We start from the raw sequence: 25,819 nt of genomic DNA on the forward strand, positions 1-25,819 counted from the left end.
GGTGGTACTGACTCAATGTTGCTCGTCAGGCTTTTTCGCAAGTTTCGGATTAGGGAAAAACTGCACTGCCTGGACTTTCTTGTCCGCTGGCGGTTTCAGCGCGCTGGTGTTGACCCGCGTGCCCAGCTCCTTTGGAACCGACAGCCCTTGCTCGTTCAGCGTGTCGGAGTAACCGCAGGCCACGCATTCGCGGTTTGGCACGGTGTCTTCGTTCCACATCATCAGTTTGTCCGGCTCGCTGCACGCCGGGCAGACGGCCCCGGCAATAAAGCGTTTTTTGGTGATCACAGGACCCTCACTCATGCTGCCGCGTCCTCACTCAGGCCGCTGTGACGCAACAGTGCGTCAATCGATGGCTCACGACCACGGAAGTCGACGAACAGCACCATCGGCGCTTGAGAGCCGCCGCGTGCCAGAATCGCTTCGCGAAAGGCTCGACCGGTTTCAGCGTTGAGCACACCGTCTTCTTCAAACTTCGAGAACGCATCGGCCGACAGCACCTCAGCCCACTTGTAGCTGTAGTAACCCGCCGCGTAACCGCCGGCGAAGATGTGCGCGAAGCTGTTGGGGAAGCGGTTGTAGGCCGGAGGACGCATCACCGACACCTCGTCACGCACGCCTTCAAGCACTTGCAGCGGGCTGCGGCCGTCGCCGTGAGTGGCATGCAGTTCGAAGTCGAACAGCGAGAATTCCAGCTGACGGACCATCATCAGGCCGGACTGAAAGTTTTTCGCCGCGAGCATTTTTTCCAGCAGATCCTGTGGCAGCGCCTCGCCGGTTTCGTAGTGTCCGGAAATCAGCGCGAGACCTTCCGGCTCCCAGCACCAGTTTTCCATGAACTGGCTCGGCAGCTCGACTGCGTCCCACGCCACACCGTTGATGCCCGACACGCCGGCATGCTCGACGCGGGTCAGCAGGTGATGCAGGCCGTGGCCGAATTCGTGGAACAGCGTGGTCACTTCATCGTGGGTCAGCAGCGCAGGCTTGCCGCTGTCGGCCGGGGTGAAGTTGCACACCAGATTGGCCACCGGGCTTTGCAGCACGCCGTCGACAGTGCGGCGACGGTCGCGGGCGCCGTCCATCCACGCACCGCCACGCTTGTTGGCGCGGGCGTACAGGTCGAAGAAGAAGCGGCCGACGTGCTGGCCGTTTTCCTTGATTTCGAACAGGCGAACATCCGGGTGCCAGGTGTCGAAGCCTTTCTGCTCGGCGATCTCGATGCCGTACAGACGCTGGACGATGGCGAACAGACCGCCGAGCACCTTGTCGATCGGGAAGTAGGCGCGCAGGGTTTCCTGGGCGACGCTGTAGCGTTGTTCGCGAAGTTTTTCGCCGTAGAAACCCACGTCCCAGCTTTGCAGATCAGCGCAACCTTGCTCGGCGGCGTAGGCGCGCAGTTGTTGCAGATCCTGGGCGGCGAACGGCTTGCTGCGTTTGGCCAGATCGCGCAGGAAACTCAGCACCTGATCGCTGGAGTCGGCCATTTTGGTCGCCAGGCTCAGTTCGGAGAAACTGGCGAAGCCCAAGAGTTTTGCCAGTTCCTGACGCAGGTCGAGAATTTCTTCCATCACCGGACCGTTGTCGTTCTGACCGGCGTTCGGGCCTTGATCCGAGGCGCGGGTGCAGTAGGCGGCGTAGACTTCTTCGCGCAGCGCACGGTCCTGGGCGTAAGTCATCACCGCGTAGTAGCTCGGGAATTCCAGGGTGATCAGCCAGCCATCAAGGTCTTTGGCCTGAGCGGCGGCAGCCATTTGCGCCTTGGCCGAATCGGTCAGTCCGGCGAGGGTGGCTTCGTCGGTGATGTGCTTGGTCCACGCTTGGGTAGCGTCGAGCAATTGGTTGGAGAAACGGCTGCCCAGCTCGGACAGCTTGCTTTGCACTTCGGCGTAGCGCTTCTGTTCAGCTTCCGGCAGGTCGATACCCGACAGACGGAAGTCACGCAGGGCATGTTCCAGGATGGTTTTCTGCGCGACGTCGAAACCGGCGGCTTCCGGGCTGTTGGCCAGCGCTTCAAAAGCCTGGAACAGTTCGCGGTTCTGGCCCATCTCGGTGGAGTAGGCGCTCAATGCTGGCAGGCACGACTCGTACGCTTCACGCAGTTCGGCGCTGTTGCACACGGCATTGAGGTGGCTGACCGGGCTCCAGGCTGCGCCGAGGCGATCATTGAGTTCGTCCATCGCCAACACCAGGCCGGCCCAGGTAGGGTTCTGGCCTTGGGTTTTGAGGATCTCGGCGATGGCCGCGCGGTTGTCGGCCAGAATGGTTTCAATCGCTGGCAGGACGTGTTCGGCACGGATCGTGGAGAACGGCGGCAGGTCGTAGGACTGCAGAAGAGGGTTGTTCACGCTCACGGTTGGCACCTTGGCTGGAAGAAACATGCGCCCATCTTAATTACAATCGACACTCACCGCAGCTATCGGCGACAGAGAGAGAACTAATCGTGTCCCTTCGCAAGTATCAGAATCACACCCCGCGCTTGAGCAAAGGCGCATTTGTCGACAGCTCTGCGGTGGTGATCGGCGACGTCGAAATCGGCGAAGACAGCTCCGTCTGGCCACTGACCGTGATCCGCGGCGACATGCACCGCATCCGTATAGGTGCGCGCACCAGCGTGCAGGATGGCTGCGTGCTGCACATCACCCACGCCGGCCCGTTCAACCCGGACGGCTTCCCGCTGTTGATCGGCGACGACGTGACCATCGCCCACAAAGTCATGCTGCATGGCTGCACCGTCGGCAGCCGCGTGTTGATCGGCATGGGCAGCATCGTCATGGACGGCGCGGTGGTCGAAGACGACGTGATCATCGGCGCCGGCAGCCTGGTACCGCCAGGCAAGCGTCTGCAGAGCGGCTTTCTCTATGTGGGTAGCCCGGTGAAACAGGTCCGGGCGCTCACCGACAAGGAAAACGCCTTCTTCACCTACAGCGCAGCGAACTACGTGAAGCTCAAGGATCTGCATCTGGCCGAAGGCTACGACCAGATCTGATTCGTCTTACACCTGCTCAGGATTTCTCATGCATTACCAGACCGTACTGTTCGACCTCGATGGCACCCTGACCGACCCGCGTGAGGGCATCACCCGTTCCATCCAGTTCGCTCTCGCCAAGCTCGGCATCGACGAGCCGGATCTGAGCAAACTCGAACACTTCATCGGCCCGCCGCTGTTGCAGGCATTCATGCAGTTTTATGACTTTGATGAAGCCAAGGCGTGGGAAGCGGTGAATTTCTATCGTGAGCGCTTCAAGGTTACCGGGCTCTACGAAAACCGCGTGTTCGAGGGCGTTACGCCGCTGCTGGAAACCCTCAGTGGCCAAGGGCGGCAGCTGTATATCGCGACGTCCAAACCTTGGGTGTTTGCCCGGGAAATTGCCCGGCACTTCGACTTCGCGCGGCACTTCAAGGTGATTTACGGCAGTGAACTGGATGGCACGCGGACCAACAAGGTTGAGCTGATTGCGCATTTGGTCGCCGAAGAAGGACTGGACCCGACGAACACCTTGATGATCGGCGATCGCAAGCACGATCTGATTGGCGCGCGCAGCAATGGGATCGACGCGGTGGCGGTGGGTTATGGGTTTGGCAGTTTCGAAGAGTTGAATGCCGAGGCGCCGGCTTATCACTTTGAAACGCTGGCCGAGTTGCATCAGGCATTTTTGCAGCGCTGATGAGTCAGCTATCGCGAGCAGGCTCACTCCTACATGTTGACCGAGCTCCGTCAGATGAATGCGCTGAACTTGTAGGAGTGAGCCTGCTCGCGATGAGGCCTGTCGGCCACCCAAGATCTATGAGTCTGCCAAAGCTTTCAGCGCCGCTTTGCGCTCCCCGACAGGCAAACCCCCTAACTGCTCGACCTCAGCATAAAACCTCAGCCAATCCCCCCCAACCTGCCGGAACAACGCCGCAAACGCCGGCACCCATTGGTCATACAGCCCGAATGGCAGCAGCCGCGCATTGTTCAGCGGCGTATTCACCCAGGCGTCATAACGCTTGTCGCCGGCCCACTGAATGTCGCGCATCACCCGATAATCCCGACGAAACTGCTCGAACTCCGCCGCTTTGCGCTCGCGCATCTGCTCAATCGGCAATGGCTGGGCATAGAGCTTTTCCAACCGCGAACGCGTATCAAGTACCAACGCGATGAACTGATCACGCTGCTTGAGTCTTGAGTGGGTATCCGCCGGCAAACCCCGAAACGCCCGCCACTGCCGGGTGCCTTCTTGCTCGACAAACGTGGCAAACGACTCGTTGAACTCAGTGTCGTCCTTTACATAGAACTGCTGATGCGCCAGTTCATGGAAGATCAGCGTGGCCAGACGTTCGTCGCCCCAGCCCATCATCGAATTGAGGATCGGGTCGTTGAACCAGCCCAGCGTCGAATAAGCCTCAACACCGCCAATCGACACGTCCATGCCCTGCAGCCGCTGAATTGCCGCTTCGCCCCGCGCCGCGCTCTGGCTGTAATAACCGCGATAGGCCACGCACCCGGCAATCGGGAAGCAGTGGTTTTGCGGGGTCAGGGAAAACTCTGTGGTGGCGAACACATTCCACACCACGAAAGGCCGGCCGATGTCGGCGTACAGGCGATAACTCTGGTTGTCCGGCAGGTGCAGCTGTTCGCTGGCGAACGCTCGGGCCTGCTGCGATTGGGCCAGGTGCGTGCGCAGTTTCGCATCGCGGCTCGGGTCGGCGATCACCTGCGCTACCGGTTCACGGGCCCGCAGCAATTGCAGCTGACCGCTGGCCAGTTGGCTGTAATAGCTGACGCTTGCACAACCGTTGAGCAACAAAAGCATCACACCCGGAAACAAAATCCGAAAAACGCGATCAAGTAACCGATGGCTTGGAAGCGGCCTGATCAAAATAAGAAACCCCCTGGAAAGTCTGCCCGCAAGACTATCCCGCCCATTGGAGCTTCGCTATGCGCATGTTGATGCTGACAGGAGGCCTGCTGACGCTGGCCGGTTGTGCCGGATTCGGAATGCCCGATCCTGACCCTTCGCAAGCCTGGATCGATCTCGATGCCCGGCAGCAGGACACGGCGCTACAGGCGCTGCAAGTCGATAGCACGGTTACCGTCGACAAACGTTACTTCGAGGTGCAGCCCGGCAGTCATGAACTGAAGGTGCGTTATCAATTCCCGGTCGAGGCGACCAATATCGGCCCGAACGCCGAGCCGCTCTGGCGTGATTGCCAGTTGAGCGTGAAATTCAAAGACTTCAACGCCGGTCAGCGTTATCAGTTGCAGGCCGGCAGCATCGGTTTCCGCCCGTGGGCGAAACTCTATGACGAGCAGCGCAAAGTCGTCGGGCAGGGTACGCCGGCGGGCTGTCAGAAGACCTGATCGGCGCTATGCTGGCGGTTCTATCCAATGGACATTGATCATGCGCAGGTTGACGCTGTTGCTTGCTGCAAGTGTGGTTGCCGGCTGCCAGAGCCCGATGCCGGCGGCCGATCCGACCAAGGCCTGGGTCGACTTTGCCATGCCCACTCCCGGCGGCAAGGTGTTGATGGCCGAACGGCTGGACAAGCAAAGGATGACCGACGGACGATTTTTCCAGGTCACGCCGGGCAGCCACGAGCTGACGGTGCGCTTTGATTTCGAGATATTCGGTGGCGGTCAGGGCATGGACACCGATCCGCAGGAGCGGCTGTGTTACATGACCATTCGTTACGATCATTTCGAAGCCGGGCAACGCTATCGGCTGGAGGCTCGGTCGCTGGCCTTCACGCCAAGCGCCCGGTTGATCAATCGCCAGGGGCAGATCGTTGCCGAAGAACGGCAGGTCAACTGTGTACCTTGAGTGACTTCAGTCCTCGTTCCTCTGATAGACGATTGCTTTGGTACCGTTTTCACACGAGCCTACGACCATGGCCACGTCGTGCTTGTCGGCCTCTTCTTTGGTGACGATTTCCAGCGTGTAGGACGGCACGGCCTTAGCCTGAATCTTGACCTCAATCTCTTTTCTGAGCTCTTCGCAGTCTTTGGGTGCGGCAAGAACCGACGTGGCCAGTGCACTGCAGAGAATCGCCAAGCCAATACGTTTCATCAGTGAAGCTCCTTGAGGCAGCGCGCACGGGTGTGCGCTGAAGCTGCTTTCACGTATACGACCACATTTTTGAAACGCGAGTTCTGACTTTGCTCACAACTTGTATTTTCGTTTCAAGATTTTTGGTGAAGCTCAATTGGCTCACGCGAGCAGGCTCACTCCTACAGGGGATCTCCGTTGTTCACAATTGTTGTGTCCGCTGGAGATCAAATGTAGGAGTGAGCCTGCTCGCGATGGCGTCAGCCCGGTAAACGCTTACTCAACTGACCAGCGAAGCCTCAAGGGTGATCTTCGCATTCAACACCTTGGACACCGGGCATCCTTCCTTGGCCTTGTTGCTCAGTTCTTCAAACTGTTCCTGGGTCGCGCCCGGAATTTTCGCCTTGAGAATCAGCTTCACCGCAGAGATCGCGAAACCACCCTCAACCTGATCGAGCGTGACTTCAGCCTGGGTGTCGATGCTGTCGGCTTTGAGGCCGGCATCGCCGAGAATCATCGAAAACGCCATGGAGAAACAGCCGGCATGCGCTGCGCCGATCAGTTCTTCCGGGTTGGTGCCTTTGCCGCCCTCGAAGCGCGCCTTGAAGCCGTAGGGTGCTTCTCTGAGGACGCCGGTTTCGGTGGAAATCGAGCCGATGCCGGTTTTCAGATCACCTTCCCAATGTGCGGATGCTTTCTTCACGATAGCCATGTCTGCCTCCTCAAGATCTGGCGCGGGACGCCGCGCCTTCGTGGTTTTTACTTGCAAGGCTTCTGAGGATAGACGTCGGGACAAAGTTCAGCCTGTCTGAATCGTTGACTTTTTTAGTAGGATTTTTCGTTCTGCTATTGAATCTCGGGTATATGCCCTCATTGCATAAAACACGCTTATGGATTCGGCAGGTTTTCGTTTGCAAGAAGAACCTGCCTCCTCACTCGGAGACGCAGGTTTATGAAGCAACTGTCCGACGTAAAATTTTCCACCCTCGATCTGGTGCCCGTTCGCGAGAACGGCAGCCCGGCGCAGTCGCTGCGCAATTCGCTGGACCTAGCGCAGCACGCCGAGAAATTCGGCTACACGCGGTTCTGGGTGGCTGAACACCACAACATGGACGGCATCGCCAGTTCCGCCACCTCGGTGCTGCTCGGTTATCTGGCCGGCGGTACCTCGACCATCCGCGTCGGATCTGGCGGGGTGATGCTGCCCAACCATGCGCCGCTGGTGATCGCCGAACAGTTCGGCACGCTGGAAAGTCTGTATCCCGGACGTATCGACCTCGGACTGGGCCGGGCGCCGGGTTCCGATCAAATGACCGCCCGCGCACTGCGCCGTGAGCGTTCCGGCAGTGCTGACGATTTCCCGGAAGATGTTGCCGAGCTGGCGCGTTATCTCGGCCCGCGCACCCCGGATCAACGGGTAATCGCCATGCCCGGCACCGGCACCAATGTGCCGATATGGCTGCTCGGTTCGAGCCTGTTTAGTGCGCAACTGGCCGGTGAGCGCGGTTTGCCCTACGCCTTCGCCTCGCATTTCGCCCCGCGCTTCATGCACGAGGCCATCCGCGTCTACCGCAATCACTTCAAGCCGTCGGCGGTGCTCGACAAGCCGTACGTCATGCTCGGTGTGCCGCTGGTAGCGGCGGACACTGATGAACAAGCCGATTACCTGGCGACTTCGGTGTACCAGCGAATCCTCGCGTTGATGCGTGGACAAAGCCTGGTGCAGCGCCCACCGGTGGATACCATGGACGGCCTGTGGCTGCCCCATGAACGTGAAGCGGTGGGGGATTTCCTCGGTCTGGCGATGGTTGGCGGTCCGGCGAAAATCCGCGCGAAACTGGAGGTGCTGATTGAGCAAACCCAGGCGGATGAGCTGATCTTTACCTCTGACTTGTATGAACATGCCGATCGCGTGCGTTCGTACGAGTTGCTGGCGCAGGTGATGAAGGGCTAACTGAATCTCCCCCGCTCAAAACGTGTAGGAGCTGGGGCACGCTGCGATCTTTTGATCTGGATCTTAAAAACAGGATCAAAAGATCGCAGCGTGCCGCAGCTCCTACATTGAAAAATGGTTGCCCACAAAAAAGCCGACGCATTCGCGTCGGCTTTTGCATTTCAGGCGCGATCAACCGCGTTTGTAGACGATTTCCTTGGTGCCACCTTCACAGCTGCCGACGACATCGCCGCCAGCCGCGGCACCCTTCTCGACGATCTCCAGCGAATACCCGGAAACGCCCTTGGCATCCAGCTTCGCCGCAATTTCGGCCTTCAGATCTTCACAAGGCTTGCCGGCAGCAAACGCACCACCCGCAAGGCTCAACAAACCTACTGCCAACATGAACTTCTTCATCGGTCGCACTCCCTGGTCGGATTAAAAGAGGCGGGCATCGGGTCATCCACCCGATGCGCCACCCTGTAGCGCTTTGCCATTCCTATGGCACTCGGCCAGCGCGCAAGTTCAGAAGCGTAGACCAAACTCAGCTGCTGGCGATGCGGAACCCGACTTTCAGTGTCACCTGAAAGTGCGCAGCTTTACCGTCCTTGATGTGGCCGCGGGTCTCGGTCACTTCAAACCACTCCAGATGCTTGATGCTCTTGTTGGCTTCGGCCAACGCATTATTGATGGCGTCTTCGATGCTGGTTGGGGACGAGCCGACCAGCTCGACTTTCTTGTACGTGTGATGGTCAGTCATGGTGATCTCCTTGGGATGTGGAATTGAGACTAGCAGTGAATTTGCACTGTTGATTTCGGCGGCTTTGCGCAAGCGAAGTTCAGAATTTCTGCACTTTCTCAATCCTCTGAAGTCCCAACCAACACACGCCACTCATCACCAATGCAGGAGAGCCACCATGGCCAACACCTCTTTACGTAAAGCCTCATTGCAAAGCATGGAAGCGGAGATCGAGAGTCTGCTCAAGTCGTTGGAAGGCCTGAAGGACGACGCTTCCGACGAGTCGCGCAAGACCCTCAAGGCGTTGAAAAGCAATGCCGAAAGTGCGCTGAAACATTCGCGTCACCTGCTCAGCGATGCCTACGAAGAAGTCAAAGTGAAAACCCGCGAGACCGGGATCGCCACCCGTGATTACGCACAGGAACATCCATGGACCACCGCCGGTGTTGCGGTGGGTGCCTTGGGTCTACTGGCCGCTTACTTGCTGTTCAAGCGCGGCGAGTGATCCGGCTGGCGCAGCTCTTGTTTGAGCCATTGCGCCAGTTGCCGGGCGCGCCCATCCGCGGCGCGCTTGGGTAGCCACAACGCCAGTTGCGCCGGGGTTTCACAGAAGCCCCATGGCGCAACCAGGCGCCCGGCCTTCAAGTCTTCGGTGACCAGCGGCTCCGGCGCGATGGCCACGCCAAGGCCCGCCACTGCGGCTTCCAGCAAATAATACAAATGCTCAAAACCTTGCCCGAGCTTCAACGCGTTGGCGTCGAGGTGATTTTGCTGTGCCCAGCTCGGCCAGGCTTGCGGCCGCGATGTCGTGTGCAGCAAGGGCTCGTCGAGCAGCGCTGAGGCGGGCGCTGTTTGCAGGCGTTGATACCCGATGAACAGCGGGCTCATGACGGGGCCGATGCGTTCTGCAGCCAGCTCGTAAACCTGCATGTCTGCGGGCCAGGGTGGTTCTGCGAACAGCAGCAACGCGTCCAGCCCCGGTCGCCTGGGATCGAGATCACCTTCACCCGCCGACAAATGCAGGCGCAAATCCGGCAGATCGGCATTCAGCCTTCCCAATCGCGGGATGAACCAGCGAGCCAGCAAGCTTCCCGAGCAGCCGAGCACGAATGGCGCATCGGCTGTACTTTGCGTCAGCTCAGCACAAACACTGCGCAAGCGATCAAACGCCTCGCCGCTGGCATCGCGTAAACGCACACCGGCATCTGTGAGTTTCAAGCCGCGCCCATCCTTGACGAACAGGCTGACGCCAAGGTGTTCTTCCAGCACCTTGAGCTGGCGGCTGACCGCACCGTGGGTGACGTGCAGTTGTTCGGCGGCCTGGCTGACGCTGTTCAGCCGGGCAGTGGCTTCGAAGGCGCGCAAGGCGTTAAGCGGGGGAAGGTCGTGGCTCATGGTATCTGTGAGTTTTCCTGACAGGTTGCAGCGATCTTATCGGTTTTCAGCATAGAAGGTCAGGGGTAGAGTGGGCGTCATTGTCTTCTCACGTCATTCCCGATTCTGCTGGAGCAAAACATGACCCAGACTTCGAACACCTCTGATCTGCGTAACGGCCCTGACGCCAACGGCCTGTTTGGCTCGTTCGGTGGCCGCTACGTGGCTGAAACCCTGATGCCGCTGATCCTCGATCTGGCCCGCGAATACGAAACGGCGAAGGAAGATCCTGCATTTAAAGAAGAATTGGCCTACTTCCAGCGCGACTACGTCGGACGTCCGAGTCCGCTGTATTACGCCGAGCGTCTGACCGAGTTCTGCGGTGGCGCCAAGATCTACCTCAAGCGCGAAGAGCTGAACCACACCGGCGCGCACAAGATCAACAACTGCATCGGCCAGATTCTGCTGGCGCGGCGCATGGGCAAAAAACGCATCATCGCCGAGACCGGCGCTGGCATGCACGGCGTGGCGACTGCCACCGTGGCCGCGCGTTTCGGTCTGGATTGCGTGATCTACATGGGCACCACCGACATCGAACGCCAACAGGCGAACGTGTTTCGCATGAAGTTGCTAGGCGCCGAGGTGATCCCGGTAGTGGCCGGCACTGGCACCCTGAAAGATGCGATGAACGAAGCGCTGCGTGACTGGGTGACCAACGTCGACAGCACCTTCTACCTGATCGGCACCGTGGCTGGCCCGCACCCGTATCCAGCGATGGTTCGCGACTTCCAGGCCGTGATCGGCAAGGAAACCCGAGACCAGTTGCAAGCCCAGGAAGGGCGTCTGCCGGACAGTCTGGTGGCGTGTATCGGCGGCGGTTCCAACGCCATGGGCCTGTTCCACCCGTTCCTTGATGACAAGAGCGTTGAGATTATCGGTGTTGAAGCGGCCGGTTACGGCATCGAAACCGGCAAGCACGCGGCCAGCCTGAATGGCGGCGTACCAGGTGTGTTGCACGGCAATCGTACTTTCCTGTTGCAGGACGACGACGGTCAGATCATCGACGCTCACTCGATTTCCGCCGGCCTCGATTACCCGGGTATCGGCCCGGAACACGCCTGGTTGCATGACATCGGCCGCGTCCAGTACACCTCGGTGACCGACGACGAAGCCCTTGATGCATTCCACAAATGCTGCCGCCTGGAAGGGATCATTCCTGCTCTGGAAAGCGCCCACGCGCTGGCCGAAGTATTCAAACGCGCACCGATCCTGCCGAAGGATCACCTGATGGTGGTCAACCTTTCAGGCCGTGGCGACAAAGACATGCAGACCGTCATGCACCACATGGAACAGTCCAAGCAGGAGAAACACTGATGAGCCGCCTGCAAACCCGTTTTGCCGAACTCAATCAACAGAATCGCGCCGCGCTGGTGACTTTTGTCACCGCCGGTGATCCTGATTACGACACTTCGCTGGCGATTCTCAAAGGCTTGCCGAAAGCCGGCGCCGACGTGATTGAATTGGGCATGCCGTTCACCGATCCGATGGCTGACGGCCCGGCGATTCAACTGGCGAATATCCGTGCGTTGGGCGCCAAGCAGAATCTGCTGAAAACCCTGCAAATGGTCCGCGAGTTCCGCGAAGACAACAGCGACACGCCGCTGGTGCTGATGGGCTACTACAACCCGATCCACAAGTTTGGTGTCGAGCGTTTCATTGCTGAGGCCAAAGAGGCTGGCGTCGACGGCCTGATCGTTGTCGACATGCCGCCGGAGCACAACGAAGAATTGTGCGACCCGGCGCAGGCTGCCGGTCTGGACTTCATCCGTCTGACTACGCCGACCACCGACGACGCGCGCCTGCCGAAGGTTCTCAACGGCAGCTCCGGTTTTGTGTACTACGTGTCGGTTGCCGGTGTCACCGGTGCCGGCGCGGCGACGCTGGAGCACGTCGAAGAGGCGGTCACTCGTCTGCGCCGCCACACCGATCTGCCGATCAGCATTGGTTTCGGTATCCGTACGCCGGAGCAGGCCGCTGCGATTGCGCGTCTGGCTGACGGTGTTGTGGTGGGCTCGGCACTGATCGATCACATCGCCAATGCCGCGACACCTGATCAGGCCATCGACGGCGTGTTGAGCTTGTGCTCGGCGCTGGCAGAAGGCGTGCGTAAGGCTCGCGTAAGCTGAGGGTAAAGTTCCTGATACAGAGGAATTAGCGCCTCGCGGCACAGACTAATTCAGCAAGATCGAGGGCTTCAGGACTACGTTCTGAAGCCCTTTTTGCTGTCAGTGCAGTGAGGAAAGACCCGATGAAAATGCCGAAACGTCTGATAGCCGGATTGGGCGTGCTGATGATCAGCGCGACGCCGCTGCTGGCCAGCGCCGATCAACGTAATGATCACGACCGTGGCGGTCCGCAGCAGGGCCAACACGACAATCGCGGTGACGATCACCGTGGCCCGCAGAACGACCACCGTGGCGGTCCGCCGCCGCGTGACTTCGGCCCGGTGCGCCAGACCATCCGCGACAATCATGGCTACTTCGTGCGCGGTGCGCCGCCACCGCCGGGTATTCATCTGGAACGCGGCCGGCCGTTGCCGCATGGCTACTACGGCGAGAGACTGGATAATCGCGCGTTGGGACATCTGCCGTATTACCAAGGCTACGAATGGCGCCGGGCCGGTGGCGATATTGTGCTGATCGCGGTGGGTACCGGGATCATTTATGAAATTCTGGATGGAGTTTTGTATTGAGCTGATATGAAATTCTGGATGGGGTTTTGTATTGAGCTGACACGACCCCTGTGGCGAGGGGATTTATCCCCGATGGGCTGCGCAGCAGCCCCAAACCCGGAAAACGCGATTATGCAGACATAACGTGCTTGCTGGAGTTGCGGCTGCTGCGCAGCCGATCGGGGATAAATCCCCTCGCCACAATGGTTTGGGGGCAGCCTTTACATCAGGGCAGCTCCAGCCCGCCCGAAGCCTTGTGCAATTTGCGCAAATGCTCGCCGATCTGTTTCACGTTGGCCTCGCTGGCAGCAATTTCGGCGGCGCGCTTGGGTTCCAGCAATTTACGCACTTCCTTGTCCAGATCACCGCTGAGTAACAGCAGCTTCTTCTGCCGCTGGCTGCTTTCCGCTTCGAGTCGGCTGAACTCGCTGGGTTGCGGCAAACCGTAGCCTTTCGAATCCAGCAGTTCCGCCGGACGACTGAGGAACCCACTGTTAGCGAGGATTTCCTGCAAGGTCGCATTGGCCTTGTCCATTCCGCCATTCTCCAGTTCCCGCGCACCCAGATACCGCTGTTTGACCTCGTCCTGAGCGAGCAACAACTGGCGACGGAAACTCGCCTGCTCCAGCAGCAACAGCGCGGCGCTGGTGCGCAGGTCGGCGCGGTCGAACCATTCGCGGCGTTCTTCGGCCGACAACGAAAGCCATTCCTCGACGGTGTTCTGTTTGATCGGCAGCTGCTTCTTCAGCACGTCGAACATCGCCTGATAGCGATCGCGGAACGAGTCGAAGCGATAGCCCAGACGCAGCGCCTCTTTCGGATCATCCAGGACGCTGGTGTCGGCCAGACCACGGCCCTTGAGCACTTCCAGCAAACCGTTGGGCATGATGCTGTCGAGGCCGGTGAGCTGCGCGTTGTTGCTGCCGCTGCGCAACAGTTTCAAGCCTTCCACCGCGCAGTTGTTGGACAGGAAGAAATAGTTGCCGTCATAGCTCCAGTGCATCTCGGCGGCATGTTCGACCACGCCTTCGATCTCGCTGCGTGACAGATTCAGCGGTACCGAGGCGAGGCTGCGCAGTTCGGTCTTGGTGTACTCGTCGATCACCTGCGCCAACGGCAGGACAAATAGCCGCGAAGGGTATTTGCCGACCAGTCCGTCCCAACTCGACAGCTGCACATCTCCCACGAAGGCGCGGTAGGACAGCACCAGATGTTGATCCAGATCGAGCCGGCAATCCGGACCGCGCGGGCGCCCCGGTGCACAGATCACCAGACGCAACATGCTGTGACCCCAACGGCTGACCCAGTTCTGATTGGCCTCGGCCAGTAAGTAATCGACGGCGTAGACACGCTCCGGATCGACTTGTCCCAATGGTTGCTTGGCGAAGTCGTTGCCGGCGTTCAGAAACGCGAAGGTTTTGGCGCAAGTGTTCGGGGCAGGTGGCGCCCAGCCGAAGTGATCCTTGTAATAGCGATACAGCGCCGGGCGGCGGCAGGCGTAGCTCGGGTCGAGGAGAAAGTACTCCATGTTGACCGCGACGAACTCCTTGGGACTGGAGATTTCGTAGAGGTCGGGGCTGCGGGCAATCTGTCGGTTGTGTTGCTCACGCTCGCCGCGACGGCCGACGTATTGCTGCCAGCCGGCGAGGTCGAGCAATCGCGGGTCATCACTGAGGGTAAAGCGGCGCCCGTTCTGGCCACGGCATTCATCGGGAATGCCGATCAGCCCGGCACTGTTGAAGCGGCGGGTGCAGCGCTGGATCAGCGTGCGCTCGGCGTTTGGCCAGAGGCGCGCGCGGTCATAAATGTGGGTAATTTCGTGCAGCACCGTGGCGAGCAGTTCCTGGCGCACAGTGCCGTGGGGGCGATTGGTCTTCTCTTTGGCCGCGCTGCCGTCGGTGAGGCTGGCAAGCAATTTGCGGTTCAGATCGAGTTCGGCGACCAGGGTTGCCTGGCCATAGGCATTGGCGGGCATGTCATCGGTCCAGCCGACATCAATGCGCCGATCCAGCCGCTCGATGAAGCTGGGCGGCAAGGCCTGCATGGCTTCATCGATCAGCGCCTGGCTGGCCTGTTGTTGGGCAGGGCTCAGACCGTCGGTCTTAAGCCGCAATTGCAGGCCGGCGTGGGCACTGTTGCCAAGCAGCAACAACGCCCCGGCCAGTAGCCAGGCGCCAAGTGACTTCACAGTGCGAGGATGGCTTCGGCGAGAACCTGATCGCTGGCGTCGCGAGCTTCCGGCACGCGAGTGCGCAAGGTGTTGAGGGCGGCTTCCAGGTGCGCGCCACGGATATCACCGTTGCTGGCGACAAAGCTGGCGGCGTCGTCGTGGGCTTCGCGGATGATTTTCGAGTCGCGAATCGACGTGGTGGTATCGGACGTGAAATCGATGGTGCGCTGGGAGGCACGAACGATGATGTTACTGGTGGCTACCAGGGTGTGCGCCTGGGCCAGGTCGGCCAACAAAAACAGGCCAAGGGCGGCAGCAATCAGCGGGCTACGCATGGAACGACTCCGAAGGGCAATGTTAACAAGGGACTGAGATGACTATTGGACGAGAATTGCCTCTGCCAGTTCAAGGTCGCTGACATGAAGTTTCGGCCGGGTTTTACGCAGGTAGTGCAGTGCGGATTCCAGTCGAGCGCCGCGCAATTCACCGTCGCTGGCAACAAACACCGCCGCATCATCGTGGGCGACGAGCAGCAGTTTACGGTCGAACGGCGCGGAAGACACCATGCCGGTCGCCCAGACGCTTACCACGGTGTTTTGCGTGGAGATGTCGAAGGCGTTGGCCGAGGTCGTCCAGCAAGCAGTTAACAATACGGAAGGGATCAGGAATTTTTGAAGAAAAGGCATGGGACTCGGCAACTGTTGGCGAGCCGTAAGGCTAGCGCAACGCCCGGACTAGAGCCAGCGCCGAAATATCGGGACACGACCGGCGTGCCCCGCCATGCCGGACTGCTTAGATAGTCAGAATGGCCTGAGCCAACTGAGCGTCGGTGGCCTGCAGTTGTGGAGCCTGATGACGGATGTGTTCCAGCGCGCTTTCCAGTTTCACGCCGCGGATGTCGCCTTGGCTGGCGACGAAGCTGGCAGCGTCGTCACGGGCAGCGAGCACGATCTTGTCGTCACGGAAGGAAGAGGTGACGTCGGAAGTAGCGTCGGAGGAGGCTTTAAGGGCGCCGACAATCGAGTCGGTGGTCACGATGAAGCTGGTAGCGCTGGCGTTGGCAGCTACGGCCAACAGGGCAGCGGCGCTGAGAATGCGAAGACGGGTCATGGGATAACTCCTGTGGATAAACCGTATAGAGAGGTGGCTCGGTATCTGAGGAGTCAGACGCCATCGGCACAACATTCGCCACGTACTGAATGGATATTAGGCCGGGATCAACACTTCGGACCAGTGTCTGGATAAAAAACATGTAGGAGCTGCCGAAGGCTGCGATCTTTTGATTGTGATTTCAGGATCAAAAGATCGCAGCCTTCGGCAGCTCCTATTAATTGTACTGGTTAATATGCTTGACTAAGAAACTGTACTTGTATTGGTTTTTGAATGTCCAAAACGACAAAACCCGTCGTGGTTTCCCACGACGGGTTTTGTTTTATTCAATTCGGGTTGCTGGCGGTGGGTCTAACGACCAGAGCCAGCGACGCTACTTAGCGCCAGAACGGCTTGCTCAGCTCTTCGTAGCGTTGTGCTTCGCTGATACCGGCGTCAGCCAGCAGACGCGAATCCAGACGGGCCAATTGGTGGCGGCTGGAGATGCGGCGCTGCCACAACATCAGGTTGGCGAGAACGCGCAGAGGCATGGAAGCCTGGGTTTTTGCAGCTTTGTCTTCGAAGAACAGTTCGGAACTGAGTGTACGTTCCATGGTTGACATCCTTCCGCTTGTGGCGGGATCAGGTAGTGGTTTGACTGGTGCCCATGATCCTCTCGTTTGCCTAGTCTCACTAGATACAGTTCAACTGTATTGTGAGTGACCAGTTAACTGTTTATAGAGGGTGTACGGGTCGAAATTGGGCAAACTGTACCTGTCCGCACTTAAGTGGTGCGTTTGTGCAGATTTCGGAAGGAAGTGTAGGTATTTACTGTAGGAAAAGACCGGTACAGCAGTACAGTTTTTGACGGTATCCAGAATCTCAGGGATGCCGTCGACGCAAACTGTGTTTGCGCCAACGGAACATCTGTGCGAATTACGCCGTCAGCATGCGCCCGGTTTCTTCCAGATTGATGTGCCAGCTCAACGCTTCACGCAGGATGTGCGGGGTGTGACCACCGATTGCACAGGCTGCGGTGAAGTAGTCATCCAGCGCCTGCCGAAAGTCCGGGTGCACACAGTTGTCGATGATCACCCGGGCCCGCTCGCGCGGCGCCAGGCCTCGCAGATCCGCCAGACCCACCTCTGTCACCAGAATGTCGACGTCATGTTCAGTGTGGTCAACGTGGCTGACCATCGGCACAACGCTGGAAATCGCGCCGCCCTTGGCGATCGACTTGGTCACGAACACCGCAAGATGCGCGTTACGCGCGAAATCGCCGGAGCCACCGATGCCGTTCATCATCCGCGTGCCGCAGACGTGGGTGGAGTTGACGTTGCCGTAGATGTCGAACTCCAGCGCCGTGTTGATGCCGATGATACCCAGGCGCCGCACGACTTCCGGATGATTGGAAATCTCCTGCGGACGCAGCACCAATTTGTCTTTGTACTTCTCCAGGTTGCCGAACACGTCGGTGTTGCGCCGCTCCGACAGCGTGATCGAACTGCCCGAAGCGAAGCTCAGCTTGCCGGCATCGATCAGGTCGAACGTCGAATCCTGCAGCACTTCGGAGTACATGGTCAGGTCTTCGAACGGCGAGTCGATCAGGCCGCACATCACCGCGTTGGCGATGTTGCCGATCCCGGCCTGCAGCGGGCCGAGCTTGTTGGTCATGCGCCCGGCGTCGACTTCCTGCTTGAAGAAAGTGATCAAGTGATCGGCGATGGCATTGGTATCGACATCCGGCGACGACACAGTGGACGGCGAGTCCGGCTGCTGGGTGATGACGATCGCGACGATCTTCTCCGGCGGAATCGGGATCGCCGTGCTGCCGATGCGGTCGTCGACCTTCACCAGCGGAATCGGCGTGCGCGTAGGACGATACGTCGGGATATAGATGTCGTGCAGACCTTCGAGGTTGGCGTTATGCGCCAGATTGATCTCGACGATCACCTGTTTGGCGAAAATCGCGAAGCTCGCCGAGTTGCCCACCGACGTGGTTGGCACAATATGGCCCTGCTCGGTGATGGCCACGGCTTCGATGACGGCGATGTCCGGCAACTTCAGTTGCTGGTTGCGCAGTTGCTCGACGGTTTCCGACAGATGCTGGTCAATGAACATCACTTGCCCGGCGTTGATCGCCTTGCGCAAGGTGCTGTCGACCTGGAACGGCATGCGCCGCGACAGCACGCCGGCTTCGGTCAGTTGCTTGTCGAGGTCGTTGCCCAGGCTGGCGCCCGTCATCAGGCTGATCTTCAGCGGCGTGACCTTGGCCCGCTCGGCCAGTGCATGAGGGACGGCCTTGGCTTCGCCGGCGCGGGTGAAGCCGCTCATGCCGACGGTCATGCCGTCCTCAATCAGAGCAGCTGCGTCGGCGGCGCTCATCACTTTGTCCAACAACGAAGGCAGGCGAATACGGTCACGGTACATGTATTTTTATCTCGGGCAGCGAGTAGCAGGATGCGCAGTCTAGTGAATTTGGCTGGTGCCTGTCCCGCTACCAAGGTCGCAAAAGAGGCGTCTATTGCGCGGGTTTCAAGTAAAACACCGTTACTTGATCTGCAACAACGCGGCATATTGTCCGACTGTTTGCGCAAATAAAAACGCCCCGACAGGTCGGGGCGTTTGGTTCAGCAGACGAAAATTACTCGACGGCTTTAACCATGTCTTCGATGACTTTCTTCGCGTCACCGAACACCATCATGGTCTTGTCCAGATAGAACAGTTCGTTGTCCAGACCGGCATAACCGCTGGCCATCGAGCGCTTGTTGACGATGATGGTCTTGGCCTTGAACGCTTCGAGAATCGGCATACCGGCAATCGGCGATTTCGGATCGTTCTTGGCGGCCGGGTTGACCACGTCGTTCGCGCCGAGCACCAGCACCACGTCGGCCTGACCGAACTCGGAGTTGATGTCTTCCATCTCGAACACCTGGTCGTACGGCACTTCGGCTTCGGCCAGCAGTACGTTCATGTGTCCAGGCATCCGCCCGGCCACTGGGTGGATCGCGTACTTCACGGTCACGCCACGGTGGGTCAGCTTCTCGGTCAGTTCTTTCAGCGCATGCTGTGCACGAGCCACCGCCAGGCCGTAGCCCGGCACAATGATCACGGTGTCGGCGTTGGTCAGCAGGAACGTCGCGTCGTCAGCCGAACCGGATTTCACCGGACGTGCTTCCTTCGCACCGGCCGGGCCAGCGTCCACCGTGTTGCCGAAACCGCCGAGCAGTACATTAAAGAAGGAACGGTTCATCGCCTTGCACATGATGTACGAGAGGATCGCACCGCTCGAACCCACCAGCGAACCGGCGATGATCAGCATCGAGTTGTTCAGCGAGAAACCGATACCCGCCGCTGCCCAACCGGAATAGCTGTTGAGCATCGACACCACCACCGGCATGTCAGCGCCGCCGATCGGGATGATGATCAGCACGCCCATCACGAACGCCAGCGCCAGCATCAGCGCGAACGCGGTGAGGTTGCCGGTGAACATAAAGGTCAAACCGAGTGCCAGTGTCGCCAGACCCAGTACCGCGTTCAGCTTGTGCTGACCGGTGAACTGTACCGGTGCACCCTGAAACAGGCGGAACTTGTACTTGCCCGAGAGCTTGCCGAAGGCGATCACCGAACCGGAGAACGTGATGGCACCAATCGCCGCGCCGAGGAACAGTTCCAGACGGTTGCCCGCCGGGATCGCGTCGCCCAGATGCTTGACGATGCCCAGCGACTGCGGCTCAACCACGGCGGCAATGGCAATGAACACCGCTGCCAGGCCGATCATGCTGTGCATGAAAGCGACCAGTTCCGGCATCTTGGTCATTTCAACGCGTTTGGCCATGATCGAACCGGCAGTGCCGCCGACCAGCAGGCCGACGATCACATAACCAATACCAGCAGTGGCCAGCTCAGCGCCGAGCTTATAGATGAGGCCCACAGTAGTGAGGATCGCCAGACCCATGCCGAGCATGCCGAACAGGTTGCCGCGGCGTGACGTGGTCGGGTGTGACAAGCCTTTGAGGGCCTGGATGAAACAGATCGACGCGATCAGATAAAGCGTCGTGACGAGATTCATGCTCATTACTTCGGCGCCTCTTCTTTTACTTTCGGGGCTTTCTTCTTGAACATCTCAAGCATGCGACGGGTGACCAGGAAGCCACCGAACACATTGACCGCGGCCAGCGCCACGGCGAGGGTGCCCATGGTCTTGCCCAGCGGAGTAACCGTCAGGGCAGCGGCCAGCATCGCGCCGACGATCACGATCGCCGAGATGGCGTTGGTCACGGCCATCAGCGGCGTGTGCAGTGCAGGTGTAACGTTCCAGACCACGTGATAACCGACATAAATCGCCAGCACGAAGATGATCAGGTTGTAGATACCGGGGGAGATAAGCTCTTCCATCGTCTGAATCCCTGCTTAGGCGTTTTTGCGGATGACTTGGCCGTCGCGGCACATCAGGCACGCGGCGACGATGTCGTCTTCGAGGTTGACGTCGAACTGGCCTTCTTTAGTGAAGACCAGCTTCAGGAAGTCCAGCAGGTTGCGTGCATACAGCGCCGAAGCGTCTGCAGCGACTTCACCGGCCAGATTGGTCGGGCCGGCGATAGTCACGCCGTTCTCGATCACCACCTGATCGGCTACGGTCAACGGGCAGTTACCGCCCTGCGCAGCCGCGAGGTCGATGACCACCGAGCCTGGTTTCATTTGCGCCACGGTGTCCGCACTCAACAACGTCGGTGCCTTGCGGCCTGGGATCAGCGCGGTAGTGATGACGATGTCAGCCTGCTTGGCGCGTTCATGCACGGCCTGGGCCTGACGCTGCATCCAGCTCGCCGGCATCGGCCGCGCGTAACCGCCGACACCGACGGCGCATTCGCGCTCTTCATCGGTCTCGTAAGGCACGTCGACGAACTTGGCGCCAAGGGATTCGATCTGTTCCTTCACCGCCGGACGCACGTCGGACGCTTCGATAACCGCCCCCAGACGTTTCGCCGTAGCAATCGCCTGCAACCCGGCCACGCCTGCGCCGAGAATCAGCACGCGCGCCGCTTTCACAGTGCCCGCAGCAGTCATCAGCATCGGCATGAAGCGCGGATAGTAGTGAGCGGCCAGCAACACGGCCTTATAGCCGGCGATGTTCGCCTGGGACGACAACACATCGAGACTCTGCGCCCGCGAGGTGCGCGGCGCTGCTTCCAGGGCGAACGCGGTAATCCCGCACTCGGCCATTTTGGCGATGGTGTCGTTGTTGAACGGGTTGAGCATGCCAACCAGCACCGCACCGCGCTTGATCAGCGTCAGTTCGGCATCGCTTGGGGCGACCACTTTGAGAATCAGCTCGGCGCCAAACGCATCGTTGGCACTGCCAATAGTTGCGCCTGCCGCTTCATAAGCACTGTCGACAACGCTGGCTTTAACGCCGGCGCCGCTTTGCACAGTGACCTTATGACCTTGGCTGATCAGCTTTTTAATGGTTTCCGGGGTTGCAGCAACCCGTGTTTCATCGGTCTGGGTTTCGAGAGGAACACCAATGTGCACGTCAAATCTCCTGCGTGATCTTATTGAGTAAACCCAGGCACTTCGGATGGTGCTACTGGGGCGGCCGATCAGCACGATCCCGCTAAATCAGGGCGGGGCGCGGCATTTTGCAGGCGAACTTTATGCCCTTCAAGGGATTATGACGGGTGACGGAAAATTAACTACAAGTCATGCCGTGACCGAATGTCGCATGTGACCGGCTCATTCCCTTGCAGGCCGCGCCTTACAAGGATTCTGGACGAATTTTAAGATTTATCTCATCGGTGACGTGAATGGACCGTAATGAGTCGCGAATGAAGGCTCAAAGCCACGTCGGCAGGCGCTTGTGGGACGTCTGTACGACTTTCGGATACAGTCATTGAATATGCGACAAATACTTATATCTGTAGTGCTTCAGTTTTTCTGACTACGAGGTCAGTTATCCCTGTAAGCCGCTAGCCTTCTAGGCTGTAGCTCTGCGCCTGATTTACCAACCAGTCGCGAAATGCCTTAAGGGACGCCGATTCGACCTTTCGCTCGGGAATCATCAGGTAATACGCCTTTATGCTGGAGAGTGCCTGGGGGTTGGCAATCACCAGACGCTTCTCGGCCAATTCGCGCTGAATCAGGAACGGCGGGATCAGCGCAATGCCCATGTCGTGCATGGCTGCCTGGGCCAGCATGGAGAATAGTTCGTAGCGCGGCCCCGTCATGTCGCGCGGAATGCTCAGATGTTGCGAATTGAACCACTGACGCCAAGCGTAGGGGCGGGTGGTCTGCTGCAAGAGGGGCAACTCGGCAATCTCTTGCGCTGTCAGCTTTATCTTGTTGCCAAGTAGGGCGGGGCTGCACACGGGCATCGGATTTTCACCCATCAGCCTGTGGGACTCGGTACCGGACCAATCGGCATCGCCGAAATAGATGGCGGCATCGAAGTCGGTGTCGGCGAAGAGGAAGGGGCGTGTGCGGTTAGTCAGGTTGACGGTGACTTCCGGGTGTTTGAGCTGGAAATCTTTCAAGCGTGGCAACAGCCATTGGGTGCCGAAGGTTGGCACCACCGCCAGTTCGATCACATTGGCACCTCGCTGACCCATCACTGACAGCGTGTCGCGTTCGACCGCATCGAGTTGAGTCGCCACCCGACGGCTGTAGGAAAGCCCTGCTTCGGTCAGCTTTACCCCGCGTCGCGAGCGTCGGAACAGTTCCACGCTGAGGAACTCCTCAAGGCTGGCGATCTGTCGGCAAATGGCGCCTTGGGTGAGGGAAAGTTCTTCGGCAGCCTTGGTAAAGCTTTCGTGACGAGCGGCAGCCTCAAAGCTGATCAGAGCGGTTGTGCTGGGGATCTTCCTGCGCATGTACGTCAACCTCACTAAAACATCGCTTAAAAGGCATTCGGCGCCGTTTCGGAGTGAGAAATTAGCACAACAGAATGCGAAATCCTCGTTTGCCGCGACCGTGAACCGCGCCTAGGATCAATGCCACGTCAATTCACCGATTTACGAGGGCACACTCATGGGCGGTAAAGCTAGCTTCAACTGGATCGATCCCCTGCTGCTGGATCAACAGCTCACCGAAGAAGAGCGCATGATCCGCGACACTGCCGAGCAGTTCGCTCAGCAGAAGCTTGCGCCGCGTGTGCTCGAAGCTTTCCGCCATGAGAAGACCGATCCGGCAATCTTCCGCGAGATGGGTGAAGTCGGCCTGTTGGGCGCAACCATTCCTGAACAGTACGGTGGCAGTGGCCTCAACTATGTCAGCTACGGCCTGATTGCCCGTGAAGTGGAGCGTGTCGACTCCGGCTATCGCTCGATGATGAGCGTGCAGTCGTCGTTGGTGATGGTGCCAATCCATGAATTCGGTACTGAAGCGCAGAAACAGAAGTACCTGCCGAAACTGGCTTCTGGCGAATGGATCGGCTGCTTCGGTTTGACCGAACCAAACCACGGTTCCGACCCGGGCGCGATGATTTCCCGGGCACGCAAAGTCGACGGCGGCTATAGCCTGACCGGCGCCAAGACGTGGATCACCAACAGCCCGATCGCCGATGTGTTCGTCGTTTGGGCCAAGGACGATGCTGGCGACATCCGTGGCTTCGTTCTGGAGAAAGGCTGGAAAGGCCTGAGCGCTCCGGCGATTCACGGCAAGGTCGGCCTGCGCGCTTCGATCACCGGTGAGATCGTCATGGACAACGTGTTCGTACCAGAAGAAAACATCTTCCCGGACGTACGTGGTCTGAAAGGTCCGTTCACCTGCCTCAACTCCGCACGTTACGGCATCTCTTGGGGTGCGTTGGGCGCTGCCGAGTTCTGCTGGCATACCGCACGCCAATACACTCTGGACCGCATGCAGTTCGGCCGTCCTTTGGCCGCTACTCAGCTGATCCAGAAAAAACTGGCGGACATGCAGACCGAGATCACTATGGCCCTGCAGGGTTGCCTGCGTCTGGGTCGCATGAAGGATGAAGGCACGGCTGCGGTCGAAATCACTTCGATCATGAAGCGCAACTCGTGCGGCAAGTCGCTGGATATCGCCCGCATGGCTCGCGACATGCTGGGCGGCAACGGTATCTCCGACGAGTTCGGCGTGGCCCGTCACCTGGTCAACCTGGAAGTGGTGAATACCTATGAAGGTACGCACGACGTCCACGCGCTGATCCTCGGTCGCGCACAAACAGGTCTGCAGGCGTTCTATTAATAGGAGAACGACCATGGGCGCGCTGTCGCATCTGCGGGTACTGGATTTATCGCGAGTGTTGGCCGGGCCATGGGCTGGGCAGATCCTCGCCGACCTTGGCGCCGAAGTGATCAAGGTCGAGCGCCCCGGCAATGGTGACGACACTCGCGCCTGGGGGCCGCCGTTCCTAAAGGACGCTTATGGTGAGAACACGTCGGAGGCGGCTTACTACCTGTCGGCCAATCGCAACAAGCAATCGGTGACCATCGACTTCACGCGTCCCGAGGGCCAAAAGCTTGTTCGCGAGCTCGCGGCCAAGTCGGACATCCTCATTGAGAACTTCAAGGTGGGTGGTTTGGCGGCTTATGGGTTGGACTATGAGTCGCTGAAGGCGATCAATCCGGATCTGATCTACTGCTCGATCACTGGCTTCGGTCAGACCGGACCCTATGCCAAGCGTGCCGGTTACGACTTCATGATCCAGGGGCTGGGTGGGCTGATGAGTCTGACCGGTCGGCCCGAAGGGGATGAGGGGGCCGGGCCGGTGAAGGTTGGTGTGGCGCTGACGGATATCCTGACCGGGCTGTATTCGACCGTGGCGATACTGGCGGCGCTGGCTCATCGTGATCACGACGGTGGTGGTCAGCACATTGATATGGCGTTGCTTGATGTGCAGGTAGCCTGCCTGGCTAATCAGGCGATGAACTACCTGACCACGGGCAATGCACCCAAGCGCTTGGGCAATGCGCATCCTAACATCGTGCCTTATCAGGACTTTCCTACGGCCGATGGCGATTTCATCCTTACCGTGGGTAATGACGGACAGTTCCGCAAGTTTGCTGAAGTGGCGGGTCAGCCGCAGTGGGCTGATGATCCGCGCTTTACTACTAATAAGCTGCGGGTGGCGAATCGTGCGGTGCTGATTCCTCTGATTCGTCAGGCGACAGTCTTCAAGACCACGGCGGAGTGGGTAGCCCAGTTGGAGCAGGCGGGTGTGCCATGTGGCCCGATCAATGATCTGTCGCAGGTGTTCGAGGATCCGCAGGTGAAGGCGCGTGGGCTGGCAATAGAGTTGCCCCATGCGTTGGCGGGGATGGTGCCTCAGGTGGCGAGTCCTATTCGAATGTCGCAAACCCCTGTCGAGTATCGACTTGCGCCTCCTTTGCTGGGTGAACATACCTTGGAGGTTTTGCAGCGAGTCTTGGGTTTGGGCGCGGGTGCGGTGGCTTCGCTGAAAGAGGATGGAGTGCTCTGAAGCTCCTTCTATATAGAAGGCTTAGCGTTCCCCTCTATATATAGGGGGGATTTGGTCGTTTCTTGATCGATCTGCAAGTAATTGAAAGAAAAGCGAAATTAGCTGTTGACGGCAGATTCCAGACGTCTATAATTCGCCCCACTTCCGGCGCAGTCGAAACGGAAAACTCCTTGAGATTCAATGAGTTAAGTAGGTTTCGAGAGCGGGTCGCTTCAGTTCATCGAAGCCTGGAAGGAGTTGAAAGAGCGGTGATGTTTGGCTCTTTTAACGGTTCGATCTTCTCGGTCGAAAGCGGAGAAAAAGAGGTGTTGACAA

General features: G+C 59.0%; 30 protein-coding genes. 12 read left to right on the forward strand and 18 right to left on the reverse strand.

Translation table 11 applies throughout. The annotated features are described in order from the left end of the window. Positions 1-12: 12 nt before the first annotated feature. Both ICA16_RS13385 and prlC read right to left on the reverse strand, forming a co-directional pair. Entirely contained in the window at positions 13-303 is a 291-nt protein-coding gene (locus tag ICA16_RS13385) for a YheV family putative zinc ribbon protein (RefSeq protein ID WP_210700778.1), read from the reverse strand. Continuing rightward, entirely contained in the window at positions 300-2,351 is a 2,052-nt protein-coding gene (gene prlC / locus ICA16_RS13390) for an oligopeptidase A (RefSeq protein ID WP_338049929.1), read from the reverse strand. Before prlC ends, ICA16_RS13385 begins: the two co-directional genes overlap by 4 nt. Before the next feature lie 89 nt (positions 2,352-2,440). Here prlC and ICA16_RS13395 point away from each other — a divergent pair, with 89 nt between their 5' ends. Next, positions 2,441-2,986, forward strand: coding sequence for a gamma carbonic anhydrase family protein (locus ICA16_RS13395; protein ID WP_150605108.1), 546 nt, complete (start codon positions 2,441-2,443; stop codon positions 2,984-2,986). Positions 2,987-3,014: 28 nt separating this feature from the next. Continuing rightward, complete coding sequence (locus ICA16_RS13400; RefSeq protein WP_210553220.1) at positions 3,015-3,665, forward strand: HAD family hydrolase; 651 nt, start codon at positions 3,015-3,017, stop codon at positions 3,663-3,665. Positions 3,666-3,782: 117 nt separating this feature from the next. Here ICA16_RS13400 and ICA16_RS13405 read toward each other — a convergent pair whose 3' ends face one another. Further along, the gene (locus ICA16_RS13405; protein WP_210553219.1) at positions 3,783-4,859 is read right to left on the reverse strand and encodes an aminopeptidase; all 1,077 of its coding nucleotides are present in this window, start codon (positions 4,857-4,859) and stop codon (positions 3,783-3,785) included. A 59-nt stretch (positions 4,860-4,918) separates the two neighbouring features. On the opposite strand from ICA16_RS13405, the gene ICA16_RS13410 reads away from it, so the two are divergent. Together ICA16_RS13410 and ICA16_RS13415 are read left to right on the forward strand one after the other, a co-directional pair. Continuing rightward, positions 4,919-5,341 (forward strand): PA0061/PA0062 family lipoprotein, encoded by a 423-nt coding sequence (locus tag ICA16_RS13410; RefSeq protein WP_210553218.1) that lies wholly within the window; start codon positions 4,919-4,921, stop codon positions 5,339-5,341. A 40-nt stretch (positions 5,342-5,381) separates the two neighbouring features. Then, entirely contained in the window at positions 5,382-5,801 is a 420-nt protein-coding gene (locus ICA16_RS13415) for a PA0061/PA0062 family lipoprotein (protein WP_150617025.1), read from the forward strand. Between the two features lie 6 nt (positions 5,802-5,807). Here the strand turns inward: ICA16_RS13415 and ICA16_RS13420 are convergent, their stop codons facing one another. Beyond that, positions 5,808-6,047 carry a DUF1161 domain-containing protein gene (locus ICA16_RS13420; RefSeq protein WP_210700780.1) on the reverse strand — a complete coding sequence of 80 codons (240 nt, stop codon included), beginning with the start codon at positions 6,045-6,047 and terminating at the stop codon, positions 5,808-5,810. Between the two features lie 259 nt (positions 6,048-6,306). Next, positions 6,307-6,738 carry an OsmC family protein gene (locus ICA16_RS13425; RefSeq protein WP_042556994.1) on the reverse strand — a complete coding sequence of 144 codons (432 nt, stop codon included), beginning with the start codon at positions 6,736-6,738 and terminating at the stop codon, positions 6,307-6,309. A gap of 240 nt (positions 6,739-6,978) precedes the next feature. Between ICA16_RS13425 and ICA16_RS13430 the strand changes: the two genes are divergently transcribed. After that, positions 6,979-7,980 (forward strand): LLM class flavin-dependent oxidoreductase, encoded by a 1,002-nt coding sequence (locus ICA16_RS13430; RefSeq protein WP_150617027.1) that lies wholly within the window; start codon positions 6,979-6,981, stop codon positions 7,978-7,980. A gap of 171 nt (positions 7,981-8,151) precedes the next feature. Here the strand turns inward: ICA16_RS13430 and ICA16_RS13435 are convergent, their stop codons facing one another. Together ICA16_RS13435 and ICA16_RS13440 are read right to left on the reverse strand one after the other, a co-directional pair. Continuing rightward, positions 8,152-8,376 (reverse strand): DUF1161 domain-containing protein, encoded by a 225-nt coding sequence (locus tag ICA16_RS13435; protein ID WP_150605115.1) that lies wholly within the window; start codon positions 8,374-8,376, stop codon positions 8,152-8,154. A gap of 127 nt (positions 8,377-8,503) precedes the next feature. Beyond that, the gene (locus tag ICA16_RS13440; RefSeq protein ID WP_042556997.1) at positions 8,504-8,719 is read right to left on the reverse strand and encodes a dodecin; all 216 of its coding nucleotides are present in this window, start codon (positions 8,717-8,719) and stop codon (positions 8,504-8,506) included. A 157-nt stretch (positions 8,720-8,876) separates the two neighbouring features. Here ICA16_RS13440 and ICA16_RS13445 point away from each other — a divergent pair, with 157 nt between their 5' ends. Continuing rightward, positions 8,877-9,203, forward strand: a complete 327-nt coding sequence (locus tag ICA16_RS13445) for an ElaB/YgaM/YqjD family protein (protein ID WP_042556998.1) — start codon at positions 8,877-8,879, stop codon at positions 9,201-9,203. On the opposite strand, the gene ICA16_RS13450 is transcribed toward ICA16_RS13445, so the two are convergent. After that, a complete protein-coding gene (locus ICA16_RS13450) occupies positions 9,176-10,093 on the reverse strand; it encodes a LysR family transcriptional regulator (protein WP_210700781.1) in 918 nt (305 codons plus the stop codon). The two genes, ICA16_RS13445 and ICA16_RS13450, sit on opposite strands and share 28 nt — an antisense overlap. Positions 10,094-10,213: 120 nt before the next feature. Here ICA16_RS13450 and trpB point away from each other — a divergent pair, with 120 nt between their 5' ends. The 3 genes from trpB (at position 10,214) to ICA16_RS13465 (ending at position 12,824) form a co-directional block, all read left to right on the forward strand. After that, positions 10,214-11,446, forward strand: a complete 1,233-nt coding sequence (gene trpB / locus ICA16_RS13455) for a tryptophan synthase subunit beta (protein ID WP_210700782.1) — start codon at positions 10,214-10,216, stop codon at positions 11,444-11,446. After that, complete coding sequence (gene trpA / locus ICA16_RS13460; RefSeq protein ID WP_210700783.1) at positions 11,446-12,258, forward strand: tryptophan synthase subunit alpha; 813 nt, start codon at positions 11,446-11,448, stop codon at positions 12,256-12,258. Before trpB ends, trpA begins: the two co-directional genes overlap by 1 nt. 122 nt (positions 12,259-12,380) lie before the next feature. Beyond that, complete coding sequence (locus ICA16_RS13465) at positions 12,381-12,824, forward strand: anti-virulence regulator CigR family protein (RefSeq protein ID WP_150605120.1); 444 nt, start codon at positions 12,381-12,383, stop codon at positions 12,822-12,824. A 205-nt stretch (positions 12,825-13,029) separates the two neighbouring features. Here the strand turns inward: ICA16_RS13465 and ICA16_RS13470 are convergent, their stop codons facing one another. From ICA16_RS13470 to ICA16_RS13515, 10 genes are all read right to left on the reverse strand, one after another. Continuing rightward, on the reverse strand, positions 13,030-14,991 hold the full coding sequence (locus ICA16_RS13470) for a DUF7844 domain-containing protein (protein ID WP_210700784.1): 1,962 nt from the start codon (positions 14,989-14,991) through the stop codon (positions 13,030-13,032). Next, on the reverse strand, positions 14,988-15,308 hold the full coding sequence (locus ICA16_RS13475; protein WP_042557003.1) for a DUF2388 domain-containing protein: 321 nt from the start codon (positions 15,306-15,308) through the stop codon (positions 14,988-14,990). The genes ICA16_RS13470 and ICA16_RS13475 overlap by 4 nt, the downstream gene beginning before the upstream one ends. 42 nt (positions 15,309-15,350) lie before the next feature. Next, positions 15,351-15,659: a DUF2388 domain-containing protein gene (locus ICA16_RS13480; RefSeq protein WP_150605122.1), complete on the reverse strand. Its 309-nt coding sequence runs from the start codon at positions 15,657-15,659 to the stop codon at positions 15,351-15,353. Positions 15,660-15,765: 106 nt separating this feature from the next. Then, positions 15,766-16,083 (reverse strand): DUF2388 domain-containing protein, encoded by a 318-nt coding sequence (locus ICA16_RS13485; protein ID WP_210553214.1) that lies wholly within the window; start codon positions 16,081-16,083, stop codon positions 15,766-15,768. Between the two features lie 377 nt (positions 16,084-16,460). After that, on the reverse strand, positions 16,461-16,676 hold the full coding sequence (locus tag ICA16_RS13490; protein ID WP_009041553.1) for a DUF1127 domain-containing protein: 216 nt from the start codon (positions 16,674-16,676) through the stop codon (positions 16,461-16,463). Between the two features lie 322 nt (positions 16,677-16,998). Then, entirely contained in the window at positions 16,999-18,492 is a 1,494-nt protein-coding gene (locus ICA16_RS13495; RefSeq protein ID WP_210553213.1) for an acetyl-CoA hydrolase/transferase family protein, read from the reverse strand. Positions 18,493-18,706: 214 nt separating this feature from the next. Further along, complete coding sequence (locus ICA16_RS13500) at positions 18,707-20,140, reverse strand: NAD(P)(+) transhydrogenase (Re/Si-specific) subunit beta (RefSeq protein WP_210553212.1); 1,434 nt, start codon at positions 20,138-20,140, stop codon at positions 18,707-18,709. Next, a complete protein-coding gene (locus ICA16_RS13505; RefSeq protein WP_003187417.1) occupies positions 20,140-20,460 on the reverse strand; it encodes an NAD(P) transhydrogenase subunit alpha part 2 in 321 nt (106 codons plus the stop codon). Before ICA16_RS13505 ends, ICA16_RS13500 begins: the two co-directional genes overlap by 1 nt. Positions 20,461-20,475: 15 nt before the next feature. Beyond that, positions 20,476-21,597, reverse strand: a complete 1,122-nt coding sequence (locus ICA16_RS13510; RefSeq protein WP_210700785.1) for a Re/Si-specific NAD(P)(+) transhydrogenase subunit alpha — start codon at positions 21,595-21,597, stop codon at positions 20,476-20,478. Positions 21,598-22,031: 434 nt separating this feature from the next. Next, on the reverse strand, positions 22,032-22,931 hold the full coding sequence (locus ICA16_RS13515; protein WP_210700786.1) for a LysR family transcriptional regulator: 900 nt from the start codon (positions 22,929-22,931) through the stop codon (positions 22,032-22,034). A 157-nt stretch (positions 22,932-23,088) separates the two neighbouring features. Here ICA16_RS13515 and ICA16_RS13520 point away from each other — a divergent pair, with 157 nt between their 5' ends. The 3 genes from ICA16_RS13520 to ICA16_RS13530 all read left to right on the forward strand — a co-directional run. Continuing rightward, entirely contained in the window at positions 23,089-24,270 is a 1,182-nt protein-coding gene (locus ICA16_RS13520; protein ID WP_210700787.1) for an acyl-CoA dehydrogenase, read from the forward strand. A gap of 13 nt (positions 24,271-24,283) precedes the next feature. Continuing rightward, the gene (locus tag ICA16_RS13525; protein ID WP_210700788.1) at positions 24,284-25,504 is read left to right on the forward strand and encodes a CaiB/BaiF CoA transferase family protein; all 1,221 of its coding nucleotides are present in this window, start codon (positions 24,284-24,286) and stop codon (positions 25,502-25,504) included. Positions 25,505-25,566: 62 nt separating this feature from the next. Then, the coding region (locus tag ICA16_RS13530) for a hypothetical protein (protein ID WP_210700789.1) at positions 25,567-25,819 on the forward strand (253 nt) is incomplete at its 3' end.

This window comes from Pseudomonas anatoliensis (genome assembly GCF_017976235.1).
Lineage (GTDB): Bacteria > Pseudomonadota > Gammaproteobacteria > Pseudomonadales > Pseudomonadaceae > Aquipseudomonas > Aquipseudomonas anatoliensis.

Bases quoted from the DNA above. Each gene is read 5' to 3' on its own strand.
- ICA16_RS13410 (WP_210553218.1), top strand. From the start codon at position 4,919: ATGCGCATGTTGATGCTGACAGGAGGCCTGCTGACGCTGGCCGGTTGT.
- ICA16_RS13430 (WP_150617027.1), top strand. From the start codon at position 6,979: ATGAAGCAACTGTCCGACGTAAAATTTTCCACCCTCGATCTGGTGCCC.
- ICA16_RS13415 (WP_150617025.1), top strand. From the start codon at position 5,382: ATGCGCAGGTTGACGCTGTTGCTTGCTGCAAGTGTGGTTGCCGGCTGC.
- ICA16_RS13420 (WP_210700780.1), bottom strand. From the start codon at position 6,047: ATGAAACGTATTGGCTTGGCGATTCTCTGCAGTGCACTGGCCACGTCG.
- ICA16_RS13480 (WP_150605122.1), bottom strand. From the start codon at position 15,659: ATGCCTTTTCTTCAAAAATTCCTGATCCCTTCCGTATTGTTAACTGCT.
- ICA16_RS13435 (WP_150605115.1), bottom strand. From the start codon at position 8,376: ATGAAGAAGTTCATGTTGGCAGTAGGTTTGTTGAGCCTTGCGGGTGGT.
- ICA16_RS13450 (WP_210700781.1), bottom strand. From the start codon at position 10,093: ATGAGCCACGACCTTCCCCCGCTTAACGCCTTGCGCGCCTTCGAAGCC.
- ICA16_RS13495 (WP_210553213.1), bottom strand. From the start codon at position 18,492: ATGTACCGTGACCGTATTCGCCTGCCTTCGTTGTTGGACAAAGTGATG.
- trpA (WP_210700783.1), top strand. From the start codon at position 11,446: ATGAGCCGCCTGCAAACCCGTTTTGCCGAACTCAATCAACAGAATCGC.
- ICA16_RS13440 (WP_042556997.1), bottom strand. From the start codon at position 8,719: ATGACTGACCATCACACGTACAAGAAAGTCGAGCTGGTCGGCTCGTCC.
- ICA16_RS13445 (WP_042556998.1), top strand. From the start codon at position 8,877: ATGGCCAACACCTCTTTACGTAAAGCCTCATTGCAAAGCATGGAAGCG.
- ICA16_RS13515 (WP_210700786.1), bottom strand. From the start codon at position 22,931: ATGCGCAGGAAGATCCCCAGCACAACCGCTCTGATCAGCTTTGAGGCT.
- ICA16_RS13400 (WP_210553220.1), top strand. From the start codon at position 3,015: ATGCATTACCAGACCGTACTGTTCGACCTCGATGGCACCCTGACCGAC.
- ICA16_RS13525 (WP_210700788.1), top strand. From the start codon at position 24,284: ATGGGCGCGCTGTCGCATCTGCGGGTACTGGATTTATCGCGAGTGTTG.
- ICA16_RS13485 (WP_210553214.1), bottom strand. From the start codon at position 16,083: ATGACCCGTCTTCGCATTCTCAGCGCCGCTGCCCTGTTGGCCGTAGCT.
- ICA16_RS13385 (WP_210700778.1), bottom strand. From the start codon at position 303: ATGAGTGAGGGTCCTGTGATCACCAAAAAACGCTTTATTGCCGGGGCC.
- ICA16_RS13425 (WP_042556994.1), bottom strand. From the start codon at position 6,738: ATGGCTATCGTGAAGAAAGCATCCGCACATTGGGAAGGTGATCTGAAA.
- ICA16_RS13490 (WP_009041553.1), bottom strand. From the start codon at position 16,676: ATGGAACGTACACTCAGTTCCGAACTGTTCTTCGAAGACAAAGCTGCA.
- ICA16_RS13475 (WP_042557003.1), bottom strand. From the start codon at position 15,308: ATGCGTAGCCCGCTGATTGCTGCCGCCCTTGGCCTGTTTTTGTTGGCC.
- ICA16_RS13520 (WP_210700787.1), top strand. From the start codon at position 23,089: ATGGGCGGTAAAGCTAGCTTCAACTGGATCGATCCCCTGCTGCTGGAT.
- ICA16_RS13505 (WP_003187417.1), bottom strand. From the start codon at position 20,460: ATGGAAGAGCTTATCTCCCCCGGTATCTACAACCTGATCATCTTCGTG.
- ICA16_RS13465 (WP_150605120.1), top strand. From the start codon at position 12,381: ATGAAAATGCCGAAACGTCTGATAGCCGGATTGGGCGTGCTGATGATC.
- trpB (WP_210700782.1), top strand. From the start codon at position 10,214: ATGACCCAGACTTCGAACACCTCTGATCTGCGTAACGGCCCTGACGCC.
- ICA16_RS13500 (WP_210553212.1), bottom strand. From the start codon at position 20,140: ATGAGCATGAATCTCGTCACGACGCTTTATCTGATCGCGTCGATCTGT.